22 protein-coding genes and 1 pseudogene are annotated in these 20,152 nt (G+C 68.8%); 4 read left to right on the top strand and 19 right to left on the bottom strand.

What is annotated here, in order from left to right:
- The 5 genes from Q7J39_RS08445 to Q7J39_RS08425 form a co-directional block, all read right to left on the bottom strand.
- A partial coding sequence (locus Q7J39_RS08445; protein ID WP_304822794.1) for an IF-2-associated domain-containing protein occupies positions 1–950 on the bottom strand: 950 nt, incomplete at its 3' end.
- 85 nt (positions 951–1,035) lie between these two features.
- Positions 1,036–1,674: an RNA-binding protein gene (locus tag Q7J39_RS08440; RefSeq protein ID WP_304822791.1), complete on the bottom strand. Its 639-nt coding sequence runs from the start codon at positions 1,672–1,674 to the stop codon at positions 1,036–1,038.
- Positions 1,675–1,682: 8 nt separating this feature from the next.
- Entirely contained in the window at positions 1,683–3,437 is a 1,755-nt protein-coding gene (gene nusA / locus Q7J39_RS08435; protein ID WP_304822788.1) for a transcription termination factor NusA, read from the bottom strand.
- 4 nt (positions 3,438–3,441) lie between these two features.
- A complete protein-coding gene (gene rimP / locus Q7J39_RS08430) occupies positions 3,442–3,993 on the bottom strand; it encodes a ribosome maturation factor RimP (RefSeq protein WP_304822784.1) in 552 nt (183 codons plus the stop codon).
- Between the two features lie 106 nt (positions 3,994–4,099).
- On the bottom strand, positions 4,100–4,636 hold the full coding sequence (locus Q7J39_RS08425) for a shikimate kinase (RefSeq protein ID WP_304822780.1): 537 nt from the start codon (positions 4,634–4,636) through the stop codon (positions 4,100–4,102).
- A 114-nt stretch (positions 4,637–4,750) separates the two neighbouring features.
- Here Q7J39_RS08425 and ppa point away from each other — a divergent pair, with 114 nt between their 5' ends.
- Positions 4,751–5,311: an inorganic diphosphatase gene (gene ppa, locus Q7J39_RS08420; protein ID WP_304822776.1), complete on the top strand. Its 561-nt coding sequence runs from the start codon at positions 4,751–4,753 to the stop codon at positions 5,309–5,311.
- Here ppa and trmB read toward each other — a convergent pair whose 3' ends face one another.
- The 13 genes and pseudogenes from trmB to Q7J39_RS08355 all read right to left on the bottom strand — a co-directional run bounded on the left by trmB (position 5,312) and on the right by Q7J39_RS08355 (position 15,689).
- Positions 5,312–5,983, bottom strand: a complete 672-nt coding sequence (gene trmB / locus Q7J39_RS08415) for a tRNA (guanosine(46)-N7)-methyltransferase TrmB (RefSeq protein ID WP_304822773.1) — start codon at positions 5,981–5,983, stop codon at positions 5,312–5,314.
- 11 nt (positions 5,984–5,994) lie between these two features.
- Positions 5,995–6,363: pseudogene (locus tag Q7J39_RS08410) on the bottom strand (YkvA family protein); the annotation flags it as partial.
- A gap of 11 nt (positions 6,364–6,374) precedes the next feature.
- Positions 6,375–7,592, bottom strand: a complete 1,218-nt coding sequence (metK, locus tag Q7J39_RS08405) for a methionine adenosyltransferase (protein WP_304822769.1) — start codon at positions 7,590–7,592, stop codon at positions 6,375–6,377.
- A 224-nt stretch (positions 7,593–7,816) separates the two neighbouring features.
- A complete protein-coding gene (locus Q7J39_RS08400) occupies positions 7,817–8,275 on the bottom strand; it encodes a helix-turn-helix domain-containing protein (RefSeq protein ID WP_304822766.1) in 459 nt (152 codons plus the stop codon).
- A gap of 59 nt (positions 8,276–8,334) precedes the next feature.
- Complete coding sequence (gene lnt / locus Q7J39_RS08395) at positions 8,335–9,906, bottom strand: apolipoprotein N-acyltransferase (protein ID WP_304822763.1); 1,572 nt, start codon at positions 9,904–9,906, stop codon at positions 8,335–8,337.
- Positions 9,903–10,775 (bottom strand): hemolysin family protein, encoded by an 873-nt coding sequence (locus Q7J39_RS08390; protein WP_304822760.1) that lies wholly within the window; start codon positions 10,773–10,775, stop codon positions 9,903–9,905. The genes lnt and Q7J39_RS08390 overlap by 4 nt, the downstream gene beginning before the upstream one ends.
- A complete protein-coding gene (gene ybeY, locus Q7J39_RS08385) occupies positions 10,768–11,229 on the bottom strand; it encodes an rRNA maturation RNase YbeY (RefSeq protein ID WP_304822757.1) in 462 nt (153 codons plus the stop codon). Before ybeY ends, Q7J39_RS08390 begins: the two co-directional genes overlap by 8 nt.
- On the bottom strand, positions 11,226–12,179 hold the full coding sequence (locus tag Q7J39_RS08380; RefSeq protein WP_304822754.1) for a PhoH family protein: 954 nt from the start codon (positions 12,177–12,179) through the stop codon (positions 11,226–11,228). The genes ybeY and Q7J39_RS08380 overlap by 4 nt, the downstream gene beginning before the upstream one ends.
- A complete protein-coding gene (gene miaB / locus Q7J39_RS08375; protein ID WP_304822751.1) occupies positions 12,176–13,516 on the bottom strand; it encodes a tRNA (N6-isopentenyl adenosine(37)-C2)-methylthiotransferase MiaB in 1,341 nt (446 codons plus the stop codon). The genes Q7J39_RS08380 and miaB overlap by 4 nt, the downstream gene beginning before the upstream one ends.
- 51 nt (positions 13,517–13,567) lie before the next feature.
- Positions 13,568–13,975: a Fur family transcriptional regulator gene (locus Q7J39_RS08370; protein ID WP_215337660.1), complete on the bottom strand. Its 408-nt coding sequence runs from the start codon at positions 13,973–13,975 to the stop codon at positions 13,568–13,570.
- Positions 13,976–14,014: 39 nt separating this feature from the next.
- Entirely contained in the window at positions 14,015–14,470 is a 456-nt protein-coding gene (locus Q7J39_RS08365) for a GNAT family N-acetyltransferase (RefSeq protein WP_304822747.1), read from the bottom strand.
- Complete coding sequence (tsaB, locus tag Q7J39_RS08360; protein ID WP_304822828.1) at positions 14,467–15,111, bottom strand: tRNA (adenosine(37)-N6)-threonylcarbamoyltransferase complex dimerization subunit type 1 TsaB; 645 nt, start codon at positions 15,109–15,111, stop codon at positions 14,467–14,469. Before tsaB ends, Q7J39_RS08365 begins: the two co-directional genes overlap by 4 nt.
- Positions 15,111–15,689, bottom strand: a complete 579-nt coding sequence (locus Q7J39_RS08355) for a NifU family protein (RefSeq protein WP_304822744.1) — start codon at positions 15,687–15,689, stop codon at positions 15,111–15,113. Before Q7J39_RS08355 ends, tsaB begins: the two co-directional genes overlap by 1 nt.
- 201 nt (positions 15,690–15,890) lie before the next feature.
- On the opposite strand from Q7J39_RS08355, the gene Q7J39_RS08350 reads away from it, so the two are divergent.
- The 3 genes from Q7J39_RS08350 (at position 15,891) to Q7J39_RS08340 (ending at position 19,469) form a co-directional block, all read left to right on the top strand.
- On the top strand, positions 15,891–17,810 hold the full coding sequence (locus Q7J39_RS08350; protein WP_304822741.1) for a potassium transporter Kup: 1,920 nt from the start codon (positions 15,891–15,893) through the stop codon (positions 17,808–17,810).
- On the top strand, positions 17,810–18,172 hold the full coding sequence (locus Q7J39_RS08345; protein ID WP_304822738.1) for a hypothetical protein: 363 nt from the start codon (positions 17,810–17,812) through the stop codon (positions 18,170–18,172). The genes Q7J39_RS08350 and Q7J39_RS08345 overlap by 1 nt, the downstream gene beginning before the upstream one ends.
- A gap of 64 nt (positions 18,173–18,236) precedes the next feature.
- A complete protein-coding gene (locus Q7J39_RS08340; protein ID WP_304822735.1) occupies positions 18,237–19,469 on the top strand; it encodes an argininosuccinate synthase in 1,233 nt (410 codons plus the stop codon).
- Between the two features lie 73 nt (positions 19,470–19,542).
- Here the strand turns inward: Q7J39_RS08340 and Q7J39_RS08335 are convergent, their stop codons facing one another.
- Complete coding sequence (locus tag Q7J39_RS08335) at positions 19,543–20,127, bottom strand: hypothetical protein (protein WP_304822732.1); 585 nt, start codon at positions 20,125–20,127, stop codon at positions 19,543–19,545.
- Positions 20,128–20,152: the final 25 nt, after the last annotated feature.

The following is a 20,152-nucleotide window of genomic DNA, read 5'->3' as shown; positions in this document are numbered from 1 at the left end:
GGCGCGGCCGGACGCGGCGCGAGCGCCGAATAACGGACGGTGTCGCCGCCGGCAGCCGGCGGGGCCGCGGGACGCGGTGCGCGGTCGGCCGCGGGGCGCTCGCCACCCGGACGCGCGCCAGCCGCAGGGCGGTCGTTCTGGGGACGATCCTGACCGGGACGCGGGGCGCGCTGGCCGAAACTGGTGTTCTCGAACCGGCCTGGCGCCCGCTCGGGACGATAGGTGGTGGTCGAGGGGCGGTCATCGCGGCGTTCGCGGGACGGCTCATAGGTTCGAGTCTGGCCGGGCTGTGCCGGAGCCTGCGGCGCAGCCGGACGCGGCGCGGGGGCGGAGGCCACAGGTTGCTGCGGGACCGGGGCGGCCGGAGCCGGAGTCGGCGCCACGGGAGCGGCGGGGGCGACAGGCGCCGCGGCCACCGGGGCAGGCGTGGGAGCCGGAGCCACCGGAGCCGGGGCGGCCGGAGCTTCAGCCACCGGAGCGGGTGTGGGGGTGGGGGCGGCGACCGGCGCCGGCGGCGGCGCGGCTTCTACCGGCTTGGGCGCGGCGGCCTGGGCGGCCGCAGCGCGGGCGCTGGCCTCGCGGGCCGCCTGCTCAGCGGCCTGACGGGCCTGATGTTCGCGGGCGAGTTCGATCGCGCGCTGACGGGCGCGTTGCTCCTCGGCCGACAGGTTGCCATCGGCGGTGGGGCCGCCGGCCGGACGCGGCGCGGACGGCGCTGGCGGGGTGAAGACCCGCTTTTCGGCCGGGGACGGCGCGGCCAGGTTCCCCTGGGGCGCGGCGTGGGTGCGGGCGCGCTTGGTCTCGACGACCACGGTCTTGGACCGGCCGTGGCTGAAGCTCTGCTTCACCGTACCCGCGCTCACCGACCCTGCGACGCCACGCGGCTTCAGGGTGAGAGGTGTGCGTCCGCCAGGGGCGGGGGGTCGGCCGTTGTCGTTCTCGTCGCTCATGCGCTCGCTTTACATACCGGCCGGGCGTACCGACCACGTTCAATAGCTTTAGGCGCGCGGAACGAAGTTCGTTCCACCCGCCTCTTCAGGGCTCCTCGCGCCAACTCTCGGGAAGGAGCGGGCGGAAGCCAGAGAGTCGGTGGACATCGAATGTCCACTGATCGGCGCCGCGCCCCGCAAGGAAGGCGGTGTGTATCACATTCTCTCCGCCCAAGGCCAAACCCAATTCCTCATTGGAATAGAGTCCGAGAAGCTTGGGCGCCCGCGGTGACTTGCGGGCCACATTGAGGATCTTGCGGCGACCGTCCGCCGCGCCGTCGGCGGCCTCGATCACCCAGGCCGCGCGACCGGCGTTCAACGCCGAGGCGACCTTTTCATAGCCGGAGATAAGATCGCCCGCCCGCTTGGCAAGACCCAGGCCGTCCAGGACCCGGCGCCGCATCAGGCTATCCACCTGATCGGCGAGATCGGGGCTGGCATTGAGCTTGGCCTTGGCGGACCGGGAAAACAGCCCCTTGCGCGCCGCGGTGTCCACCGAGGCGCGGTCGGCGGCGACCCACATCCCCCGGCCCGGCAGCTTGCGCGCCAGGTCCGGGACCACGACCCCGCCCGGACCCGCCACGAAGCGGATCAGGCGGTCCTCGGCCATCACCTCGCCCGTGACGATGTCGCGCCGTTCGCGCGCGACCTGCGCCAGGGTGGTGGGGACGGTGGAGGCGGTCACGCTGAGGCTTACGCCTCCTCGCTGTCGGCGGCGGGGACGTCTTGCTCGGCGGCGACCTCGGTCTCGGCCGGAGCCGGAGCCGGAGCCGCGGCTTGGGCGCCCCGGACACCGAACACCTGTTCTTCTTCCGAGAGCTCCACCTCGGCGACCTCTTGCGGTTCCGGCTCGGGCGGGGCCTCGACCCAGCCCATGGCCACCCGAGCCCGCATGATCAGGGCCTCGGCGTCGGCCGCGTCCATGTTGAAGGCTTCCAGAATGCCCGGCTCGCGAACCCGTTCGCCGTCCTTGCTCTCGAACCAGCCGCGCAGATCGTCGGGGATCAGTCCGGCCAGGTCCTCGATGCTCTTCACGTCGCCGGCGCCCAGGGCCACGGCGACCGGCAGGGTGACGCCGTCGATCTCCAGCAGGGCGTCCTCGACGCCGTACTCGCGGCGCTTGCCGTCCAGCTCGGCGGCTTCCTTTTCCAGGAAGTCGCGGGCGCGGGCCTGGATTTCCTCGGCGGTGTCCTCGTCGAAGCCCTCGATGGCGGCGACTTCGGCGTTCTCGACATAGGCGACGTCTTCCACCGTGGCGAAGCCCTCGGTGACCAGCAGCTGGGCGATGACCTCGTCGACGTCCAGGGCTTCCTGGAACAGGGTGGTGCGCTCGGAGAACTCCCGCTGACGGCGCTCGCTCTCCTGGCTCTCGGTCATGATGTCGATCTGCCAGCCGGTCAGCTGGCTGGCCAGGCGGACGTTCTGGCCACGGCGGCCGATGGCCAGGCTGAGCTGCTCATCGGGAACGACGACTTCGACGCGCTCGTCCTCCTCGTCCATGACGACCTTGGAGACCTCGGCGGGGGCCAGGGCGTTAACGATGAAGGTCGCTTCGTCCGGGCTCCACTGGATGATGTCGATCTTTTCGCCCTGCAGCTCGGCGACGACCGCCTGCACGCGGCTGCCGCGCATGCCGACGCAGGCGCCGACCGGGTCGATGGAGCTGTCGTTGGAGACCACCGCCATCTTGGCGCGGCTGCCCGGATCGCGGGCCACGGCGCGGATCTCGATGACGCCGTCGTACACTTCAGGAACTTCCTGGGCGAACAGCTTGGCCATGAAGCCGCCGTGGGCGCGGGACAGCAGGATCTGCGGGCCCTTGGTCTCGCGGCGGACGTCGTAGATGTAGCAGCGGATGCGGTCGCCGATGTTGAAGTTCTCGCGCGGGATCGACTGGTCGCGGCGCATGATTCCCTCGCCGCGGCCCAGGTCGACGACGGTGTTGCCGTACTCGACCCGCTTGACCACGCCGTTGACGATCTCGCCCACGCGGTCCTTGAATTCTTCGTGCTGGCGCTCGCGCTCGGCCTCGCGGACCTTGCCGGTCACCACCTGGCGGGCCATCTGGGTCTGCACCCGGCCGAACTCGAAGGGCGGCAGGACCTCTTCGTAGGTCTTGCCGACGAAGGCCTCCTTGTCGACGCTGAGGGCTTCCTTCAGGCGGCGCGAGCCCATGGGCTCGCTCGGGCCGTCCTCGCTGTCCTCGGCTTCATAGACCAGATCGTCGGGGATCACGGTGATCACGCGCTTGATGATGGTCTCACCGGTCTTGGGATCGATATGGACCCGGATGTCGTGCTCGGCGCCATAGCGCGAGCGGGCGCCCTTCTGGATCGCTTCCTCGATCGCCTCGATGACGATCTCCTTGTCGATCGACTTCTCGCGGGCCACGGCCTCGGCGATCTGCAGGAGTTCAAGCCGGTTGGCTGAAATGCCGGTCAGGCTCATGATCTTAGTCCTCTTGCTCGGGCGTCTGTTGTGGGGTGTCGGCCAGCCGTGCGGCGCGCTCGTCGGCGCCACGCTTCATCAGCTGGTCGGTCAGGATCAGTTTGGCCTCGACGATCCAGGCGAAGGGGACCAGGGCGGTCTCGGCCTCCCCCTCAAGATCGATGGCGACATTGTCGCCCTCGACGCCCGCCAGCATGCCGCGGAAGCGTTTGCGGCCGTCGGCGACGCGGTCGAGTTCGAGGCGGGCCTCATGGCCCTCATAGTTGGCGAAGTCCTTCATCCGGGTCAGGGGCCGGTCGACGCCGGGGGACGAGACTTCCAGGGTGTATTCGCCGCTGATCGGGTCGGCGGCGTCCATCACCTCGGAGATGGCGCGCGACAGCTTGGCGCAGTCCTCGACGATCATCTCGCCGTCCGGGGTCTCAGCCATGATCTGCAGCCTGCGAGCGTGCTCGCCGCCCATCAGGCGCAGGCGGACGATCTCGTAGCCCGAGGCCTGCGCCACCGGGTCCAGCAGCTCCAGGAGCGATCTATCTTCTGCGGTCTTGCCTCGCATAGGCTCGGCGGCTCTCCGGCAACAAAAAAGCGGCCGGGCCGAAGCCTGCCGCTCATAGGCGCTATCCAGCGCTTACGGACGATGTGAGCGCCTCTATAGCACTCCGTCAGGGGCTTGTCAGCCCCAGGGCGCGCGCCATCTCCGCGGCGATCTGGGCGGGCGCCGCGGCGCTGAAGACGCTGATGTCGCCCTGGTCGAGATAGTCGGCGAAACGGCGGGCGAACTTGGCGGCCTCGCGAGCCTCGTCCAGGGCGAGCCCCCGGCCCATCTGGCGGGCGACGACGATCCGGCTCGCGGCCGCGAGGTCTTCACAGGGAAGCAGCCGGATCGAGGTTCCCGCCGCCTTCACCCGCGCCTGGTTCGCCGCCAGCAGCCCGGCGGGGGTGTCGCTGGCCAGGAAGCCCGACGACAGGGCCATCACGCAGGTTTCCGGCAGCTCCGCCGCCAGGGTGGCGAAGAGTTCGGCGTTCAGCTCGACATAGCGTGCGTAACCCAGCCCCTGGATCACCCCGTCGATAGGGCCGACGCGGGCCATGAACTGCTGGTCGAGATCCAGGAAGGCGCAGTCCAGCAGACGAGCCAGCTCGCCCCCCGCCGTCGTCTTGCCGACCCCGCCGGGCCCGATGAGAAAGGTGCGCGCCATGGCCGCAAACCCGAGCCTCGTCCGGGGCCCGCGTCAAGCAGGGCCTTTATCCGCGCCGGCGAATGGTCCAAAGACCGCGCCTACTCTTCCCGTGTGTGAAAAGGCCATCTCCCCATGGACATTTCCAAGATCTCGGTGGGCTTCAATCCGCCGTACGACGTCAACGCCATCATCGAGATTCCGCAGGGCGGAGAACCGGTGAAGTACGAGCTCGATAAGGAAAGCGGCGCGATCTATGTCGACCGCTTCCTGCACACCGCCATGTTCTATCCCGGCAACTACGGGTTCATTCCCCACACCCTGTCGGGTGACGGCGATCCCATGGACATCCTGGTGGTGGGCCCCACGCCCGTGGTGCCCGGCGCGATCATCCGCTGCCGCCCGATCGGTTGCCTGATGATGGTGGACGAGGCCGGCAACGACGAGAAGATCCTGGCCGTCCCGGTGGACAAGCTGCACCCCTTCTATGCGGGGCTGGACTCGTGGCGCGGCCTGCCCTCGATCCTCACCGAGCAGATCGCCCACTTCTTCCAGCACTACAAGGACCTGGAAAAGGGCAAGTCGGTGGAGATCGTCCGCTGGGCCGATCCGGAAGAAACCGGTGAACTGATCCGCCAGGGCATCGAACTGCACAACACGACCGAGGCGGCCAAGCCGGCCAAGCTCCTCAAATAGTCAGGACTTCACGAAGTCCAGGAACACCGGCGCACAGTCGCCCAGGCGCTTTTCCTCGTAGCGCGTGGTGATGTGGTCGGCGGGCGGGACGCGCCAGTCATCGGCGCGTTCCGCCGGCCAGGCGAACTGGCCTGAGGCCAGCACCCGCTCGAGGGTCCAGTCGGCATAGTCGGCCCAGTCGGTGGCGAACCTTAGGCGGCCCTCGGGCTTCAGCAGGCGCGCCAGCTCTGCGATCGTCTCGGCCTGGATCAGGCGGCGCTTGTTGTGCCGCGCCTTGGGCCAGGGATCGGGGAACAGCACAAAGACTCTGGTGAGGCAGGCGTCGGGCATGCGGGCCATCAGCTCGCGCACGTCGCCGTCATGGATGCGGACGTTCTCCAGCCCCGCCTCGTCCACATGGCGCAGGGCGCTGGCCACGCCGTTCAGGAACGGTTCGGCGCCGATGATCAGGGTGTCGAGGGCGCGCGCCGCCTGGGCGGCCATGTGCTCGCCGCCGCCGAACCCGACCTCCAGCCAGACGTCGCGGGCGGCCGGCATCAGCGTCCTGGGATCGAAGTCTTCCAGCGGGGTGCGGAGACGCGGCAGCAGGCTGTCCATCAGGGCGGCCTGGCGCGGCTTGATCGGCCGTGACTTGAGGCGGCCGAAGGACCGGAGGGGCGGGTGACTTTCCATTTGCCCCGGCTCTAGCCCAGCCGCACGTGGCGGGCCAGCAGCATCCCGCTTCCGACCGCGAAGGCCAGCCAGACGAGGATGACGGCGCCGGCCGCTACCTTGCTCACCGGGCGGCGCGCAGCGGCCTCGGCGGCGGCGCGGTGATCGACCATCACCTCGGGCGGGATCAAGCGGATCGCCAGCCACAGGCCGAGCGGAACCAGGATCAGGTCGTCGAGATAGCCCAGGACCGGGATGAAGTCCGGGATGAGGTCGATAGGCGACAGGGCGTAGGCCGCGACGGCAAGGCCCAGAAGCTTGGCGGCGACCGGCGTGCGCGGGTCGCGCGCCGCCAGCCAGACGGCGTGGGCGTCCCGCCGCAGCGAGAACGCCCAGCGCCGGAGCGCCTCGATCAGAGCGCGGCCCGCAGCTTTTCCACCAGGTCGGTCTTCTCCCAGGAGAAGCCGCCGTCCTTGTCCGGCGTACGGCCGAAGTGGCCGTAGGCGGCGGTGCGAGCGTAGATCGGCTTGTTGAGGCCCAGGTGCTCGCGGATGGCGCGCGGCGTGGCGCCGTTCACCAGTTCGGGCAGGACCTTTTCCAGCTTGGCCGCATCGACTTCGCCGGTGCCGTGCAGGTCGACATAGAAGGACAGCGGCTGGGCGACGCCGATGGCGTAGCTGATCTGGATGGTGCACTTCCGGGCCAGGCCCGCGGCCACCACGTTCTTGGCGAGATACCGGCAGAGGTAGGCCGCCGAACGGTCCACCTTGGTGGGGTCCTTGCCGGAGAAGGCGCCGCCGCCGTGCGGGGCCGCCCCGCCGTAGGTGTCGACGATGATCTTGCGGCCGGTAAGGCCCGCGTCGCCGTCCGGCCCGCCGATCAGGAACTTGCCGGTCGGGTTGACGTGCCACTTGGTCTTCTTGGTCACCAGGCCGTCGGGGAAGACCCCCAGGACGTAGGGCTTGATCAGTTCAAGGATACGCTTCGACGAGGCGCTGTTCTCGCCGATCTTCTTGGCGTGCTGGGTGGAGACGACGATCTGCATCACCTCGACCGGCCGGCCGTCCTGGTACAGCAGGGTCACCTGGCTCTTGGCGTCGGGCTCCAGGCCCTTCTCGCCGGCGTGGCGCACGGCGGCCAGCTTGCTGAGGATGTTGTGGGAGTACTGCAGGGTGGCCGGCATCAGTTCCGGCGTCTCGTCGCAGGCGTAGCCGAACATGATGCCCTGGTCGCCGGCGCCCTCGTCCTTCTTGTTGGACGAGTCCACGCCCTGGGCGATATCGGCCGACTGGGCGTGCAGGAAGTTGGAGAACTTCGCCTTCTGCCAGTGGAAGCCCTTCTGCTCGTAGCCGATGTCCTTGACCGCGGCGCGCACCAGGGGCTCCAGCGTGCCAAGGATATCCTTGGTCATCTGCTTGTTTTCCGCCTTGGAGGCGCCCGGCTTGCCGGCGCGGACCTCACCGGCCAGCACGATGCGGTTGGTGGTCACCATGGTCTCGCAGGCGACCCGGGCCTCAGGTTCGGCGGCCAGGAAGGCGTCGACGACGGTGTCGGAGATGCGGTCGGCGACCTTGTCCGGGTGGCCTTCGGAAACGCTTTCCGAGGTGAAGATGTAGGAGGAACGGCTCAAGAGAAGGCTCCGGAATAAGCGCGGGCGCCGCAGGCAGAGGCGGCGAGCTGGAACGTCGCGGAAATCCTATAAAGAAATCTTTATATCCCGCAAGCGGCCACACGCCGCGGAAGACGGCGTTTCCCGAATGCCGGGTCCCGGCGAACAGGTCGTGGCGCAGGGCGTCCCGGGCGCGAAGCCCGTGATCACATCAGAGAACAGGTCGGCGGTGCGGGGCGTCGCGGTCAGGCGACGTTCGCGGGCTCGCGTGGCGCGGCCGGTTCCGGCTCGCCGTCGTCCTCGTCGACCATGGCGCGGACCAGGTCGAGGATGCGCCGACGCACGCGGGCGCGGCGCACCTTGGGGAAGACCGCCGCCAGTTCCATGCCCTCGGGCGTCATCAGGAAGGCGTGGGCCGGAGACGGGCCGTCGCTGGAGACCGGGGCGTTCAATTCCGCGTCCGGCAAGCCATCGAAGAAATACGAAATCGAGGTCTGAAGCGCGCGGGCCATGTCCCACAGCTTCGAGGCGCTCACCCGATTGGCGGCGCGCTCATACTTCTGGACCTGCTGAAATGTCAGGCCGATGGAGTCCGCTAACTTTTCCTGGCTGACGCCCAGTTCCTTGCGTCGGAGCCGGATACGCAGTCCCACGTGCAGATCGACCGGATTGGGGGATCGGTCGACGTCGAATTCCTTAGCCATGTGCTTCCCAATAGACGAGGCTGATCGCCGTCGTCAAAAAAGATGACGCCTGCGTCAACTCAACGTGCTCGTCGCCTACGTCCCGCCACCGCGATGGACGCCGATAAGAGCAACATGATGGCGAATCCCCCGTCGCCGAAACGCGAATACACCGTACGGGCGAGCGCCGGCGGCAGCCGAACGTCGATATTTCCTTCCTCGCCAAGGGTTAGGCGGGCGCCCAAAATGGGGCGGCCATAGGCGTCGATCATGGTTGATACGCCCGTTGGGGTGGCGCGCGCGATCGGCAGACCCTCCTCGATGGCGCGGTAGGCGGCGATGTTGAGGTGCTGCCAGGGGCCGCTGGTGGCGCCGAACCAGGCGTCGTTGGACACGTTCAGCAGCCACTGGGCCCGCCCGCCACCGCGCCGGGCGCCCTCCGACGCAAAGCCCGGGAACAGGGCTTCGTAGCAGATCAGCGGCTGGAGCGCCGGAACGCCCTCCGGCTGGATCGGCCGCGGCGGCGGTCCCGCCGTGAAGTCCTCGGGCATGTGCACCAGGCTGCGGATGCCGAGCTTGGTGGCCAGGTCCCCCAGCGGCAGGAACTCGCCGAACGGCACCAGCCGGTGCTTGTCGTAGAACCCGGTGACCCGCAGGCCCGGCGCCTCACGGCGCAGGACCACCAGGCTGTTGAAATAGTCGACGCCGCCCGCCGCCCCGGGGCCGACCCGGTTGGCGCCCATCATCAGGGTCTGGCCGGGTTGCAGGGCGTCGGAGAGCCGCGCGGCATAGGGGCTGCCGGGCGCCAGCAGGTCATCGATAACCGCCGGCAGCGCGCCCTCGGGCCAGACGATGATGTCCGGGCGAACCTTGGCCTGCCGGGTGCTCAGGCGGACATAGGTGGAGAACACCATGTCGAGGTTTTCCGGCCGCCACTTTTCCTTCTGGTCGATATTGCCCTGGACCAGTCGCACCATCGGCGCGTCGGGGCCGGGGGGCTTGGCGCCCGCCACCCGCAGGGCGCCGAAACCGTAGAGGCCCGCCAGGGTCGCGGCGATCGCCACGCCTCCGATGACCCGGGTCCGGCCCGTCTCCCAGAGCAGGGCGACCCCGGCTCCCAGCGCGATGGTGATCCAGGATAGGCCATAGGTCCCCACCACCGAGGCCATCTGCGACGGCGCCGAGCCTGCCCGCCAGCTCTCGCCAGGCAGGTTCCAGGGGAAGCCGGTGAGGACGTGGCCGCGCAGCCATTCACACAGGGCCAGGAGGCCGGCGAAGACCAGCACCCGCCACGGGCCCTTCACGTCGGCCGCGCGATAGAGCAGAGCCGCGAGACCCCAGAACAGGGCCAGGCCGCCGGACATGGCCAGCAGGGCGATCGGGGCCATCCAGCCTTGGTTGGCGGCGTCCACCAGGAAGGGTTCGGTGATCCAGTGGGTGCTCACCGCGAAATAGCCGACCCCGGCCAGCCAGCCCCGGAAGAAGGCCGAGCGCAGGGGCCGCGGGCCGTCCGTCTCCGACAACCACATCAGCAGGCCATAGGCCGCGATACCGACGATCAGGCCGAAGGGCGGATGGGCGAGGGCCGCGCCAACGCCGGAGGCCACCGCCAGGATGCGCGCCCGCCAGGCCGCCGTCAGGGCCGCGGTCAAATGATGATGTCCGGCTCGGGCAGCCGGCGCACCCGCACCCGCTTCACCCGGCGCGGATCGGCGTCGGTCACCTGGAACTCGAAGCCGCCGGGATGGCTGATCACCTCGCCCCGCTGCGGCACCCGGCCGGCCAGAGCGGTGACCAGGCCGGCCACCGTGTCGATCTCTTCCTCCAGGTCCGGCGGGGCCAGTTCGGCGCCCACGGCGGCCTCCAGCTCCTCCAGCGGCGCGCGGGCGTCGACCTCGAAAACCCCACCCGGCCGGGCGACGACGCCCGCCGCCTGGGCGTCGTCGTGCTCGTCGTCGATCTCGCCGACGACGGCCTCCACCAGGTCCTCCAGGGTGACCAGGCCGTCCGTGCCGCCGAACTCGTCGATCACCAGGGCCATGTGGATGCGGCTGGTCTGCATGCGCAGCAGCAGGTCGGCGGCGCGCATCGAGGCTGGAACGTAGAGGGCGTCGCGGCGCACCTTCTGCAGGATCACGTCCTCCGGGCCTGGCGCCTTGCCGCCCTTGGGCTTGGGGCCCGCCAACATCTTGAAGATGTCCTTCACGTGGACCACGCCGACGGGATCGTCGAGGGTCTCGCGATAGATCGGCATACGACTGTGCTCGGCCTCGACGAACCGTTCGATGACGCCGGCGAAGGGGGTGGTGAGCTCCACGGCGACGATGTCGGCGCGCGGCGTCATGACATCCTCGACCCGGAGCGTCTGGAAGGCCTGGGCCTGATCGACCATGCGGTCGCCCACCAGGTCCACAGGGGTCGGGGGGAGCTCCATCCCGCCCGTGCCGCGCAACCGTCTCAGGAAGGCCCGTATGCCGCGGCTCTTGCGCGCGGCTGCGGGCGGGTCTTCAGAACTAGCCATCGTCTCCCTGTTCGGCGCCGTAGGGGTCAGGCGCCCCCAGACCAGCCATGACCACCCGCTCCAGACCTTCCATGTCCTCGGCATCGTCGTCGGTTTCGTGATCGTACCCTACAAGATGCAGCACCCCGTGCGCCACAAGGTGTTGCAGATGGTGGGCGAGGCTCTTGCCCTGCTCCGCGGCCTCGCGGACGCAGACACCATGGGCCAGCGCCACGTCCCCCAGATGATCCTCAGGGTTCGGCGGGGCCGGGAAGGACAGGACATTGGTGGCGCTGTCCTTGCCCCGAAAACGGCTGTTGAGGTCCTGGACGCGCGCGTCGTCGGTCAGCAGAACCACCACCGCGCCCTCGCGCTGGGCGGCCGCCAGGGCGGCTTCGGCGGCGGCCACCACCAGGACCTGCGCGTCGGGAAGGTCCCGCGCCCAGGCCTCGTCCTCGATCTCGACGTCGATCAAATGGAGCGCCCGCGCTTGGCGGCGTCGGCGTCATAGGCGCGCACGATCCGCTCCACCATCGGGTGGCGGACCACGTCGTCCACCGTGAAGCGGTTGACCCCCACGCCCTTGACGCCCTCCAGCAGGCCGACGGCATGGGCCAGGCCCGAGTCGGATGAATTGACCAGGTCGATCTGGCTGGGATCGCCGGTCACCGCCATGCGCGAGCCTTCACCCAGGCGGGTCAGGACCATCTTCATCTGCAGGCGGGTGGTGTTCTGGGCCTCGTCGACGATGACAAAGGCGTGGCTGAGCGTGCGGCCGCGCAGGAAGGCGATGGGCGCCACCTCGATCTCGCCCTTCTCACGCCGGCGCTTGAACTGGTCGGCGCCCAGGATGTCGGTGAGCGCCTCCCAGACCGGCGCCATGTAGGGATCGACCTTTTCCGACAGGTCGCCGGGCAGGAAGCCGAGGCGTTCGCCCGCCTCCACCGCCGGGCGGCTGACGATCAGGCGCTCCACCTCGCCGCGCAGCAGCATGCCAGCGCCATGGGCCACGGCCAGGAAGGTCTTGCCGGTGCCGGCGGGACCCAGGCCGAAGACCAGCTCGCAGGCGGCCAGCGCCTGGAGGTAGCGGGCCTGGCCCGGCGTCTTGGGCGCCACCTGGCCGCGCTTGCCGGTGGGCAGGCTGCCCGGCGCGCTGCCGCGGCCCACCCGCCCCTGGCCGATGGCCACCCGGACGTCAGCCTCGGTGATCTCGAGGCCCGAGTCCGCGCGCTCGGCGATCTGCTCCACCACCCGGCGCGCGGTGGCGCGGTTCTTCGACTCGCCATTGATCGACACCCCGCCCCCGGGGGTTTCGATCAGCACGTCGAAGGCGTCCTCGATGAGGGCCGCATGCCGGCCGGTCGCCCCGCCCACGGCGCGCACGGCGATGTCGGACAGGGGAATGAACTCAGGCGCCTTACTCACGCGACCTCCAATGCCAGGGCTCCGGCGAGGCTCATCTTGGCCGCGCTCTCGATGCGCACCGGAACGATCTGGCCGATCAGATGATCCGGTGCGCTCACATGCACCGCCTGTAGATAGGGACTGCGGCCGGAAAGTTGACCCGGATGGCGCCCCGCGCGCTCGAACAGCACCGGCAGGGTCCGGCCCGCCTGGCTGGCGTTGAAGGCGCTCTGCTGTTCATCCAGCAGGGCGTTGAGGCGGGCCAGCCGCTCTTCCTTCACCTCTTCGGCCACCTGATCGGGCAGGTTGGCGGCGGGCGTGCCGGGACGACGGGAATATTTGAACGAAAAGGCTCCGGCATAGCCGACCTCAGCCACCAGCTGCAGGGTGGCCTCGAAGTCTTGCTCGCGCTCGCCGGGGAAGCCGACGATGAAGTCGCCGGCCATGGCCATGTCGGGCCGGGCGGCGCGGATCTTCTCCACCAGCCGCAGGTAGCTTTCGGCCGTATGGGCGCGGTTCATGGCCCGCAGAACCTTGTCGGAGCCCGCCTGCACCGGCAGGTGCAGATAGGGCATCAGGGCCTCGACCTCGCCGTGGGCCTCGATCAGGGCCTCGTCCATGTCGGCGGGGTGGCTGGTGGTGTAGCGGATGCGATCCAGGCCCTCGATCTGGGCGAGTTTGCGGACAAGACCGGCCAGGCCGCCCTCCCCGCCATAGGCGTTGACGTTCTGGCCCAGCAGGGTGACCTCGCGCACGCCCTGGCCGGCGAGGCTGCGGGCCTCGGCCAGGACGGCGTCCATGGGCCGCGAGAACTCCGCGCCGCGGGTATAGGGCACCACGCAGAAGGTGCAGAACTTGTCGCAGCCCTCCTGGATGGTCAGGAAGGCGGTGACGCCGGACGGATTGCGGTCAGACCCCAGGCGATCAAACTTGGCCTGCGGGGCGAAGTCGGCCGACAGCCGTTCGCCCTTGGCGCGGTGGGTGCGGGCGATCAGTTCAGGCAGCTGATGATAGGCCTGGGGCCCGATGACCAGGTCCACCGCCGGCTGGCGATGCATGATTTCCTTGCCCTCGGCCTGGGCGACGCAGCCGGCCACGGCGATGGTCATGGACTGGCCCGCGGCCTGGCGGGCCAGCTTCATCTGCTTGATGTAGCCGAGCTCGGAATAGACCTTCTCGGTAGCCTTCTCGCGGATATGGCAGGTGTTGAGCACCACCAGGTCGGCGTCCTCGGGACGCTCGGTCATGGCGTAGCCCAGCGGACGGAGCACATCGGCCATCCGCTCGCTGTCATAGACGTTCATCTGACAGCCGTGGGTCTTGATGTAGAGACGCCGGGTGGGCGCGGGCTCGGACATGGCGGGGTTTATGCGGCTGGCGACCGATGGGGGCAAGCCGACCAGGTCCGCCTACTCCTCGACCGGGACGCCGTAGAGCTCCAGCCGGTGATCCACCAGCTTGTAGCCGAGCTTGCGGGCGATGGCCTCCTGCAGGGCCTCGATCTCGTCGTCGACGAACTCGATGACCTTGCCCGACTTCATGTCGATCAGGTGGTCGTGGTGGACCTCGGTGGCTTCCTCGTAGCGCGAGCGGCCGTCGCGGAAGTCATGGCGGGCGATGATGCCGGCCTCCTCGAAAAGTCGCACCGTGCGGTAGACCGTGGCGATGGAGATGTGCGGGTCCACCTGGTGGGAGCGGCGGTACAGTTCTTCCACGTCCGGATGGTCATGGGCCGCTGACAGCACGCGCGCGATCACGCGGCGCTGCTCGGTCATGCGCATGCCCTTTTCGACGCAGAGATTTTCGATCCGGTCCACGAACCGACTCCTGATTTCCAAATGCCTTGAGGACACGGTTTAGAGGGACCCGCCGCCGAGGTCGAGGCGCATCACGACGGCGTCCACATAGATGCCGCCGCCGCGATCATAATAGCTGGGCCGGCGGCCGGCGCGAACAAAGCCCTGGGCTTCATACAGGGCCAGGGCCGGATCATTGTCCACGGCCACCTCCAGGAACATGGCGTCCGCCCCCGCGGCCTTGGCGGCGGCGGCGGCGGCCACCACCAGGGCGCGGGCCACGCCCTGCCGCCGGGCGTCGGGATCGACCGCCAGGGTCAGGACCTCGGCCTCGCCGGCCAGGGCCCGGCAGAGGATCATGCCAAGCGGGGTTTCGGTTTCCACGATCAGGCCGAAGGCGCCGGGTCCGCTGGCCAGGTCGGCGATCTCGTCAGCGCTCCAGCCGGGCGTGAAGGCGCGGCGGTGCACCACCGACAGGGCTTCCAGATCAGCCTCGGCGGCGGGGCGCAGGGTCATGCGGGCAGGTCGCGGCCACCCGGCAGCTTGGCGTCGGGGGCGCGGAGATAGAGCGGGCGAGGCGGAACCGGCGGGCGGATGGCCGCGATCTGCGCCACCGCCACAGGATCGGCATGGTCGGCGATCACCACCGTGGCGCCGGGCAGGAGGTCGGCGAGCAGGGGCGCGCCCGACCCCACCAGGGTCACCTCGCCCGCCCCCGCCAGTTCGGCCAGGCGCGCGGCGGCGGTTCCGGGCGGTAGAGCGTCGGGGGCGCTGACCGCCACGCCGTCCGCGAAGGCCTGCAGGTAGAGCTGGTCGCGCTTGGCGTCGAGGACGGCGAAGACGGTCCCGGACAGCGGCTGGGCCAGGGCCTCCAGCACGCCGACCCCGATCACCGGAATCGACAGGGCGGCGCCCAGGCCCTTCGCGAAGGCCAGGCCCACCCGCAGACCCGTGAAGGAGCCAGGCCCGACGGTGACCCCGACCCGTTGCAGCTGAGAGAATTCCACGCCGGCTTCCGCCATCAGCTCGGCGACCAGGGGGGCGAGGCGTTCCTGATGGCCCCGCGCCATGGGCTCGACCCGGGTCGCCAGAACTCGCCCACCGTCGAGGACGGCGGCCGAGCAGGCCCCCAGGCAGGTGTCTATCGCGAGCAGGATCAGAGGGTCTGCTCGACCCGGGTGACCTCGGGCACATAGTGCTTGAGCATGTTCTCGACGCCGGCCTTCAGGGTCGCCGATGAGGACGGGCAGCCGGAACAGGCGCCGCGCATATGCAGCCACACGACACCGGTGTCGGGCTCGAAGCGGTTGAACAGGATGTCGCCGCCGTCCTGGGCCACCGCCGGGCGGATGCGGGTGTCCAGCAGGTCCTTGATCTCGGCCACCACCTGGGCGGTGTCGGCGTCGTAGACCGTTTCGTCGTCATGGCCGCCGCTCTCGGCGCCGGCCTCGGCGGCGAACAGGGGCCGGCCCGAGGCGAAGTGATCCATGATGGCGGCCAGGACCGGCGCCTTCAGGTGCGGCCAGTCATGGTCGGGATGCTTGCCAACGGTGACGAAGTCGGCGCCGAAGAACACCCGGTCGACGCCATCGATGTCGAACAGGTCCGAGGCCAGCGGCGAGGCCTCGGCTTCCAAAGGACTGCGGAAGTCCCGCGAACCTTCGGCCAGGACAGTTTGTCCGGGCAAAAACTTCAGGACCTCGGGGTTCGGGGTGGGTTCGGTCTGGATGAACATGGGCCAGATGTGGCGCTAGAACAGGCAATGCGCAAGGTTTGGCGAACCGGGGCGGTCTCCTGAGCGTTGCGCCTGCGACCAGACGCCCCCGGGCATGGCCATGCTGCGATTGAACGGCGGTTGGAAAGGGTGTATCGCGCCCGCCGCACACGGCATTCGGGCCGAACAAGGGAACCACCTTTTTGGTCCCGGAGACTTTGGATGGCTGATCCGGCCAGCGGCGCCCCCGAGGCGGCGGAAGAGTCGCTGCACGCCCCCCCCACCGAGAGCCTCCGCGCCCTGGCGCTGGGGGCCATCGGCGTGGTGTTCGGCGACATCGGCACCAGCCCGCTCTACGCCATGCGCGAGGCCCTGCATCACACCCGCGACACGGTCTCCAACGAGATCGCGGTGCTCGGCGTGGTGTCCCTGGTGACCTGGGCGCTGATCCTGATCGTCACCATCAAGTATGTCGTCTTCCTGATGCGGGCCGACAACAAGGGCGAAGGCGGCACCCTGGCCCTGATGGCCCTGGCCCAGCGCTCGCTCGGCCGTCGCTCGACGGCGGTGTTCTTCCTGGGGGTGATCGGCGCGGCGCTGTTCTACGGCGACGGCATCATCACCCCGGCGGTTTCGGTGCTCTCGGCCATCGAAGGCCTGAAGGATGCGCCGGGGATCGGCCACCGGATGGGCCCCTTCGTGGTGCCGATCTCGGCCGGCATCCTGGTGGCCCTGTTCATGGTCCAGGCCAAGGGCACCACCAGCATCGCCCGCTTCTTCGGCCCCATCACCGCCTTATGGTTCCTGGTCCTGGCGGGGCTGGGCATCTATCATATCGCCGACGACATTTCGATCATCCGCGCCCTGCTGCCCCACTACGGCGTGATCTTCCTGTGGGACAACGGCGTGCTGGGCTTCATCATCCTGGGCAGCGTCTTCCTGGCGGTGACCGGGGCCGAGGCTCTCTACGCGGACATGGGCCACTTCGGGAAAAAGCCGATCCAGGCGGCCTGGGTGATCCTGGTGCTGCCGTCCCTGCTGCTGAACTATCTGGGTCAGGGCGCCCTGGTGCTGTCCAACCCGGCGGCGCGGTCCAATCCCTTCTTCGAGATGATCCCGGAGGTCATCTACTGGCCGGTGCTGCTGCTGGCCACGGCGGCCACGGTCATCGCCTCCCAGGCGGTGATCACCGGCGCCTTCTCCATGACCCAGCAGGCGGTGCAACTGGGCCTGTTCCCGCGCATCGACATCCGCCGCACCAGCGAGACCCAGGCCGGCCAGATCTATGTGCCTCAGGTCAACACCATCCTGATGATCGGGGTGCTGGTGCTGCTGTTCACCTTCCGCAGCTCCTCGAACCTGGCGGCGGCCTACGGCATCGCGGTGACCGGGGCCATGTTCGTCGACACCCTGCTGTTCTTCGTCATCGTCAAGCATATGTGGAAGCGACCGACCTGGCAGGCCTGGCTGGCGGCGCTCGGCTTCGGCGCTCTGGACGTCACCTTCATCTCGTCCAACCTGCTGAAGATTCCGGAGGGCGCCTGGCTGCCGCTGGTGCTGGGCCTGGCTCTGGTGGTGATCATGTGGACCTGGACCCGCGGCGCCCAGATCCTCACTGAGAAGACCCGGCGTGATTCCGTGCCCCTGCTGGAGCTGTCGGAAATCCTCAAGGCCCGCGCCCCGCACCGGGCGCACGGCACGGCGATCTTCCTGACCTCCGACCCCGACATGGCGCCCGTGGCGCTGATGCACAATCTCAAGCACAACAAGGTGCTGCACGATAATAACATCATCCTCACCGTCCACACCGCCGAGACCCCGCGGGTGAAGGAGGAGAACCGGGTACAGATCGAGCCGATCAACGACGACTTCAAAAAAGTCACCATAAGATACGGCTTCATGGAGAGCCCGAACCTGCCCAAGGCGCTGGGCCTGTGCCGCAAGCTCGGCCTGAAGTTCGACATCATGGCCACCAGCTTCTTCCTGGGACGTCGCTCGGTGGTGGCGTCGGCCCAGTCGGGCATGCCCCTGTGGCAGGACAAACTGTTCATCTTCCTGATGCGCAACGCCGCCAACCCCACCGACTTCTACAAGATCCCCCCCGGCCGCGTGGTCGAACTCGGAACCCAGGTGACCGTCTGATGGTGTTGTCTTTCCTGGGCGACGCCCTGTGGATCATCTCACTCTCGATCATGGCCTCCACCACCCGAGCGGCCTGGGGACGGATCGATCCGGAGACCAAGGTGCCGCTGCAGTTCGCCCTGAGCGGCAAGCCGACCTTCCGGGTGAAGCGGAACCTGGCCCTGCTGGCCATCCCGACCGCGGCCTTTTTCCTGGGGCTGGCCCTGGTGGCCTTCAACCGCAACGCCGGGGCGACGGTGGAGCAGTCGGTGATCCTGTTCGGGGTTCGCGCCACCGCCGCGGCCCTGATCGCCGTCGGCCACCTGCGCTGGCTGAAGGCCGCCCTCGACCAGCTGCAGAGCGAAGGCGCGCTCAAGCCTTGATACGCCGGGCCATTGGCCCCTATACGCCCGCGACGTTCCCTTCCTGCCGAAAGTCCGCACGCCCATGTCCAAGCCCACGATCAAGAAAGTCGTCCTGGCCTATTCCGGCGGGCTGGACACCTCGATCATCCTGAAGTGGCTGCAGACCGAGTACGGGGCGGAGGTCATCACCTTCACCGCCGACCTCGGCCAGGGCGAGGAGCTCGAGCCCGCCCGCGCCAAGGCGCTTGCCGCCGGCGTGAAGCCCGAGAACATCTTCATCGAGGACGTGCGCGAGGAGTTCGTCCGCGACTTCGTCTTCCCGATGTTCCGCGCCAATACCGTCTATGAGGGCCAGTACCTCCTGGGCACCTCCATCGCCCGGCCGCTGATCGCCCAGAAGCAGATCGAGATCGCCCGCAAGATGGGGGCCGACGCGGTCAGCCACGGCTCCACCGGCAAGGGCAACGACCAGGTCCGCTACGAGGTGGCCTATTACGCGCTGGAGCCGGACATCCACGTCATCGCGCCCTGGCGCGAGTGGGACTTCAAGAGCCGCGAGGCCCTGCTGGACTTCGCCGAGAAGCACCAGATCCAGATCGCCAAGGACAAGCGCGGCGAGGCCCCCTTCAGCGTCGACGCCAACCTGCTGCACTCCTCTTCCGAAGGTAAGGTGCTGGAGGATCCGGCGGTCGAGGCGCCCGAGTTCGTCTATATGCGCACCATCGCGCCCGAGGATGCGCCCGATAAGGCCACGGTCTTTACCATCGACTTCGAGAAGGGCGACCCGGTCGCCATCGACGGCGAGAAGATGAGCCCCGCAACCCTGCTCACCAGGCTCAATGAGTTGGGCTACGCCAACGGCGTCGGCCGCCTGGACCTGGTGGAGAACCGCTATGTCGGCATGAAGTCCCGCGGCGTCTACGAGACGCCCGGCGGCACCATCCTGCTGGCCGCCCACCGGGGCATCGAGTCCATCACCCTGGACCGCGGCTCCATGCACCTGAAGGACGAGCTGATGCCGCGCTATGCGGAGCTCATCTACAACGGCTTCTGGTTCACCCCCGAGCGCGAGATGCTGCAGGCCGCCATCGACCACAGCCAGGCCATGGTCACCGGCCAGGTGACGGTGAAGCTCTACAAGGGCAACACCACCATCATCGGCCGCACCAGCCCCTACTCCCTCTACGACCAGGACCTGGTCACCTTCGAGGAGGGCAAGGTCGCCTACGACCACAACGACGCGTCGGGTTTCATCAAGCTCAACGCCCTGCGCCTGCGGGTCGCCGCCAAGCGGGACAAGCGCGTCAAGGGCTGAGACCCGCCCGGCCGGACAGACAAACGCCCGCCTCCTGGTCTGGAGGCGGGCGTTTCTGTTTTCGGGAACCGGGCTAGGGCTGCGGCGGACGCAGGACCCGCGGCCCGAGGTTGTCCATCACCGCGCGCGCATCGAAGGCGCGGGTGTCGTCCTGCGGCTTGGCGCCCCGGTGCATAACGATCTCGGCGCTGGCCTCGAACTTCTCCACCGTGCGGACGTCCATGCGGTCGCCCCAGAAGGGGTCGCCGAAGAAGGGATCCCAGGAGCGCCAGCCGTAGCCGCCGCCGTAGTAGCGCCAGGACGGCCGCCAGAAGTTGTACGAGGGGCCGTACCAGGGCCGGTAGAAGGGATCGGGCTCGACATAGGTCCGCGCGTTGCGGTCGGTCTGGCGGTCCACCACCGCGAACCAGTCGTAGCCCTGGGCGACGGTCAACTCGGCGGCGCGGTAGAGCAGATAGCCCTCCACGGTCTCGCGGGATGTCAGGCTGTTGCCGGCGAAATTCACCCGGAAGCGGTCAGCCTCCAGTCGGACCTCGGAAAAGCCGCCGGAGGTGGCCTGGCCGCGGATATTCGGTTGGTAGGGGGTGGCGGTGGCGCAGGCCCCGAGCGTGGCCAGAAGCAGGGCGCTGGCGGCGAGGGCGGCGTATCGGCGGGTCATGTCTGGCTACCCAAGTGAAGCGTCT

Origin of the sequence: Phenylobacterium sp., assembly GCF_030651185.1 — a bacterium.
Taxonomy (GTDB): Bacteria; Pseudomonadota; Alphaproteobacteria; order Caulobacterales; family Caulobacteraceae; genus Phenylobacterium.
Note: the sequence above shows the minus strand (reverse complement) of the source record. Positions and strands in the feature narration are given on the sequence as shown.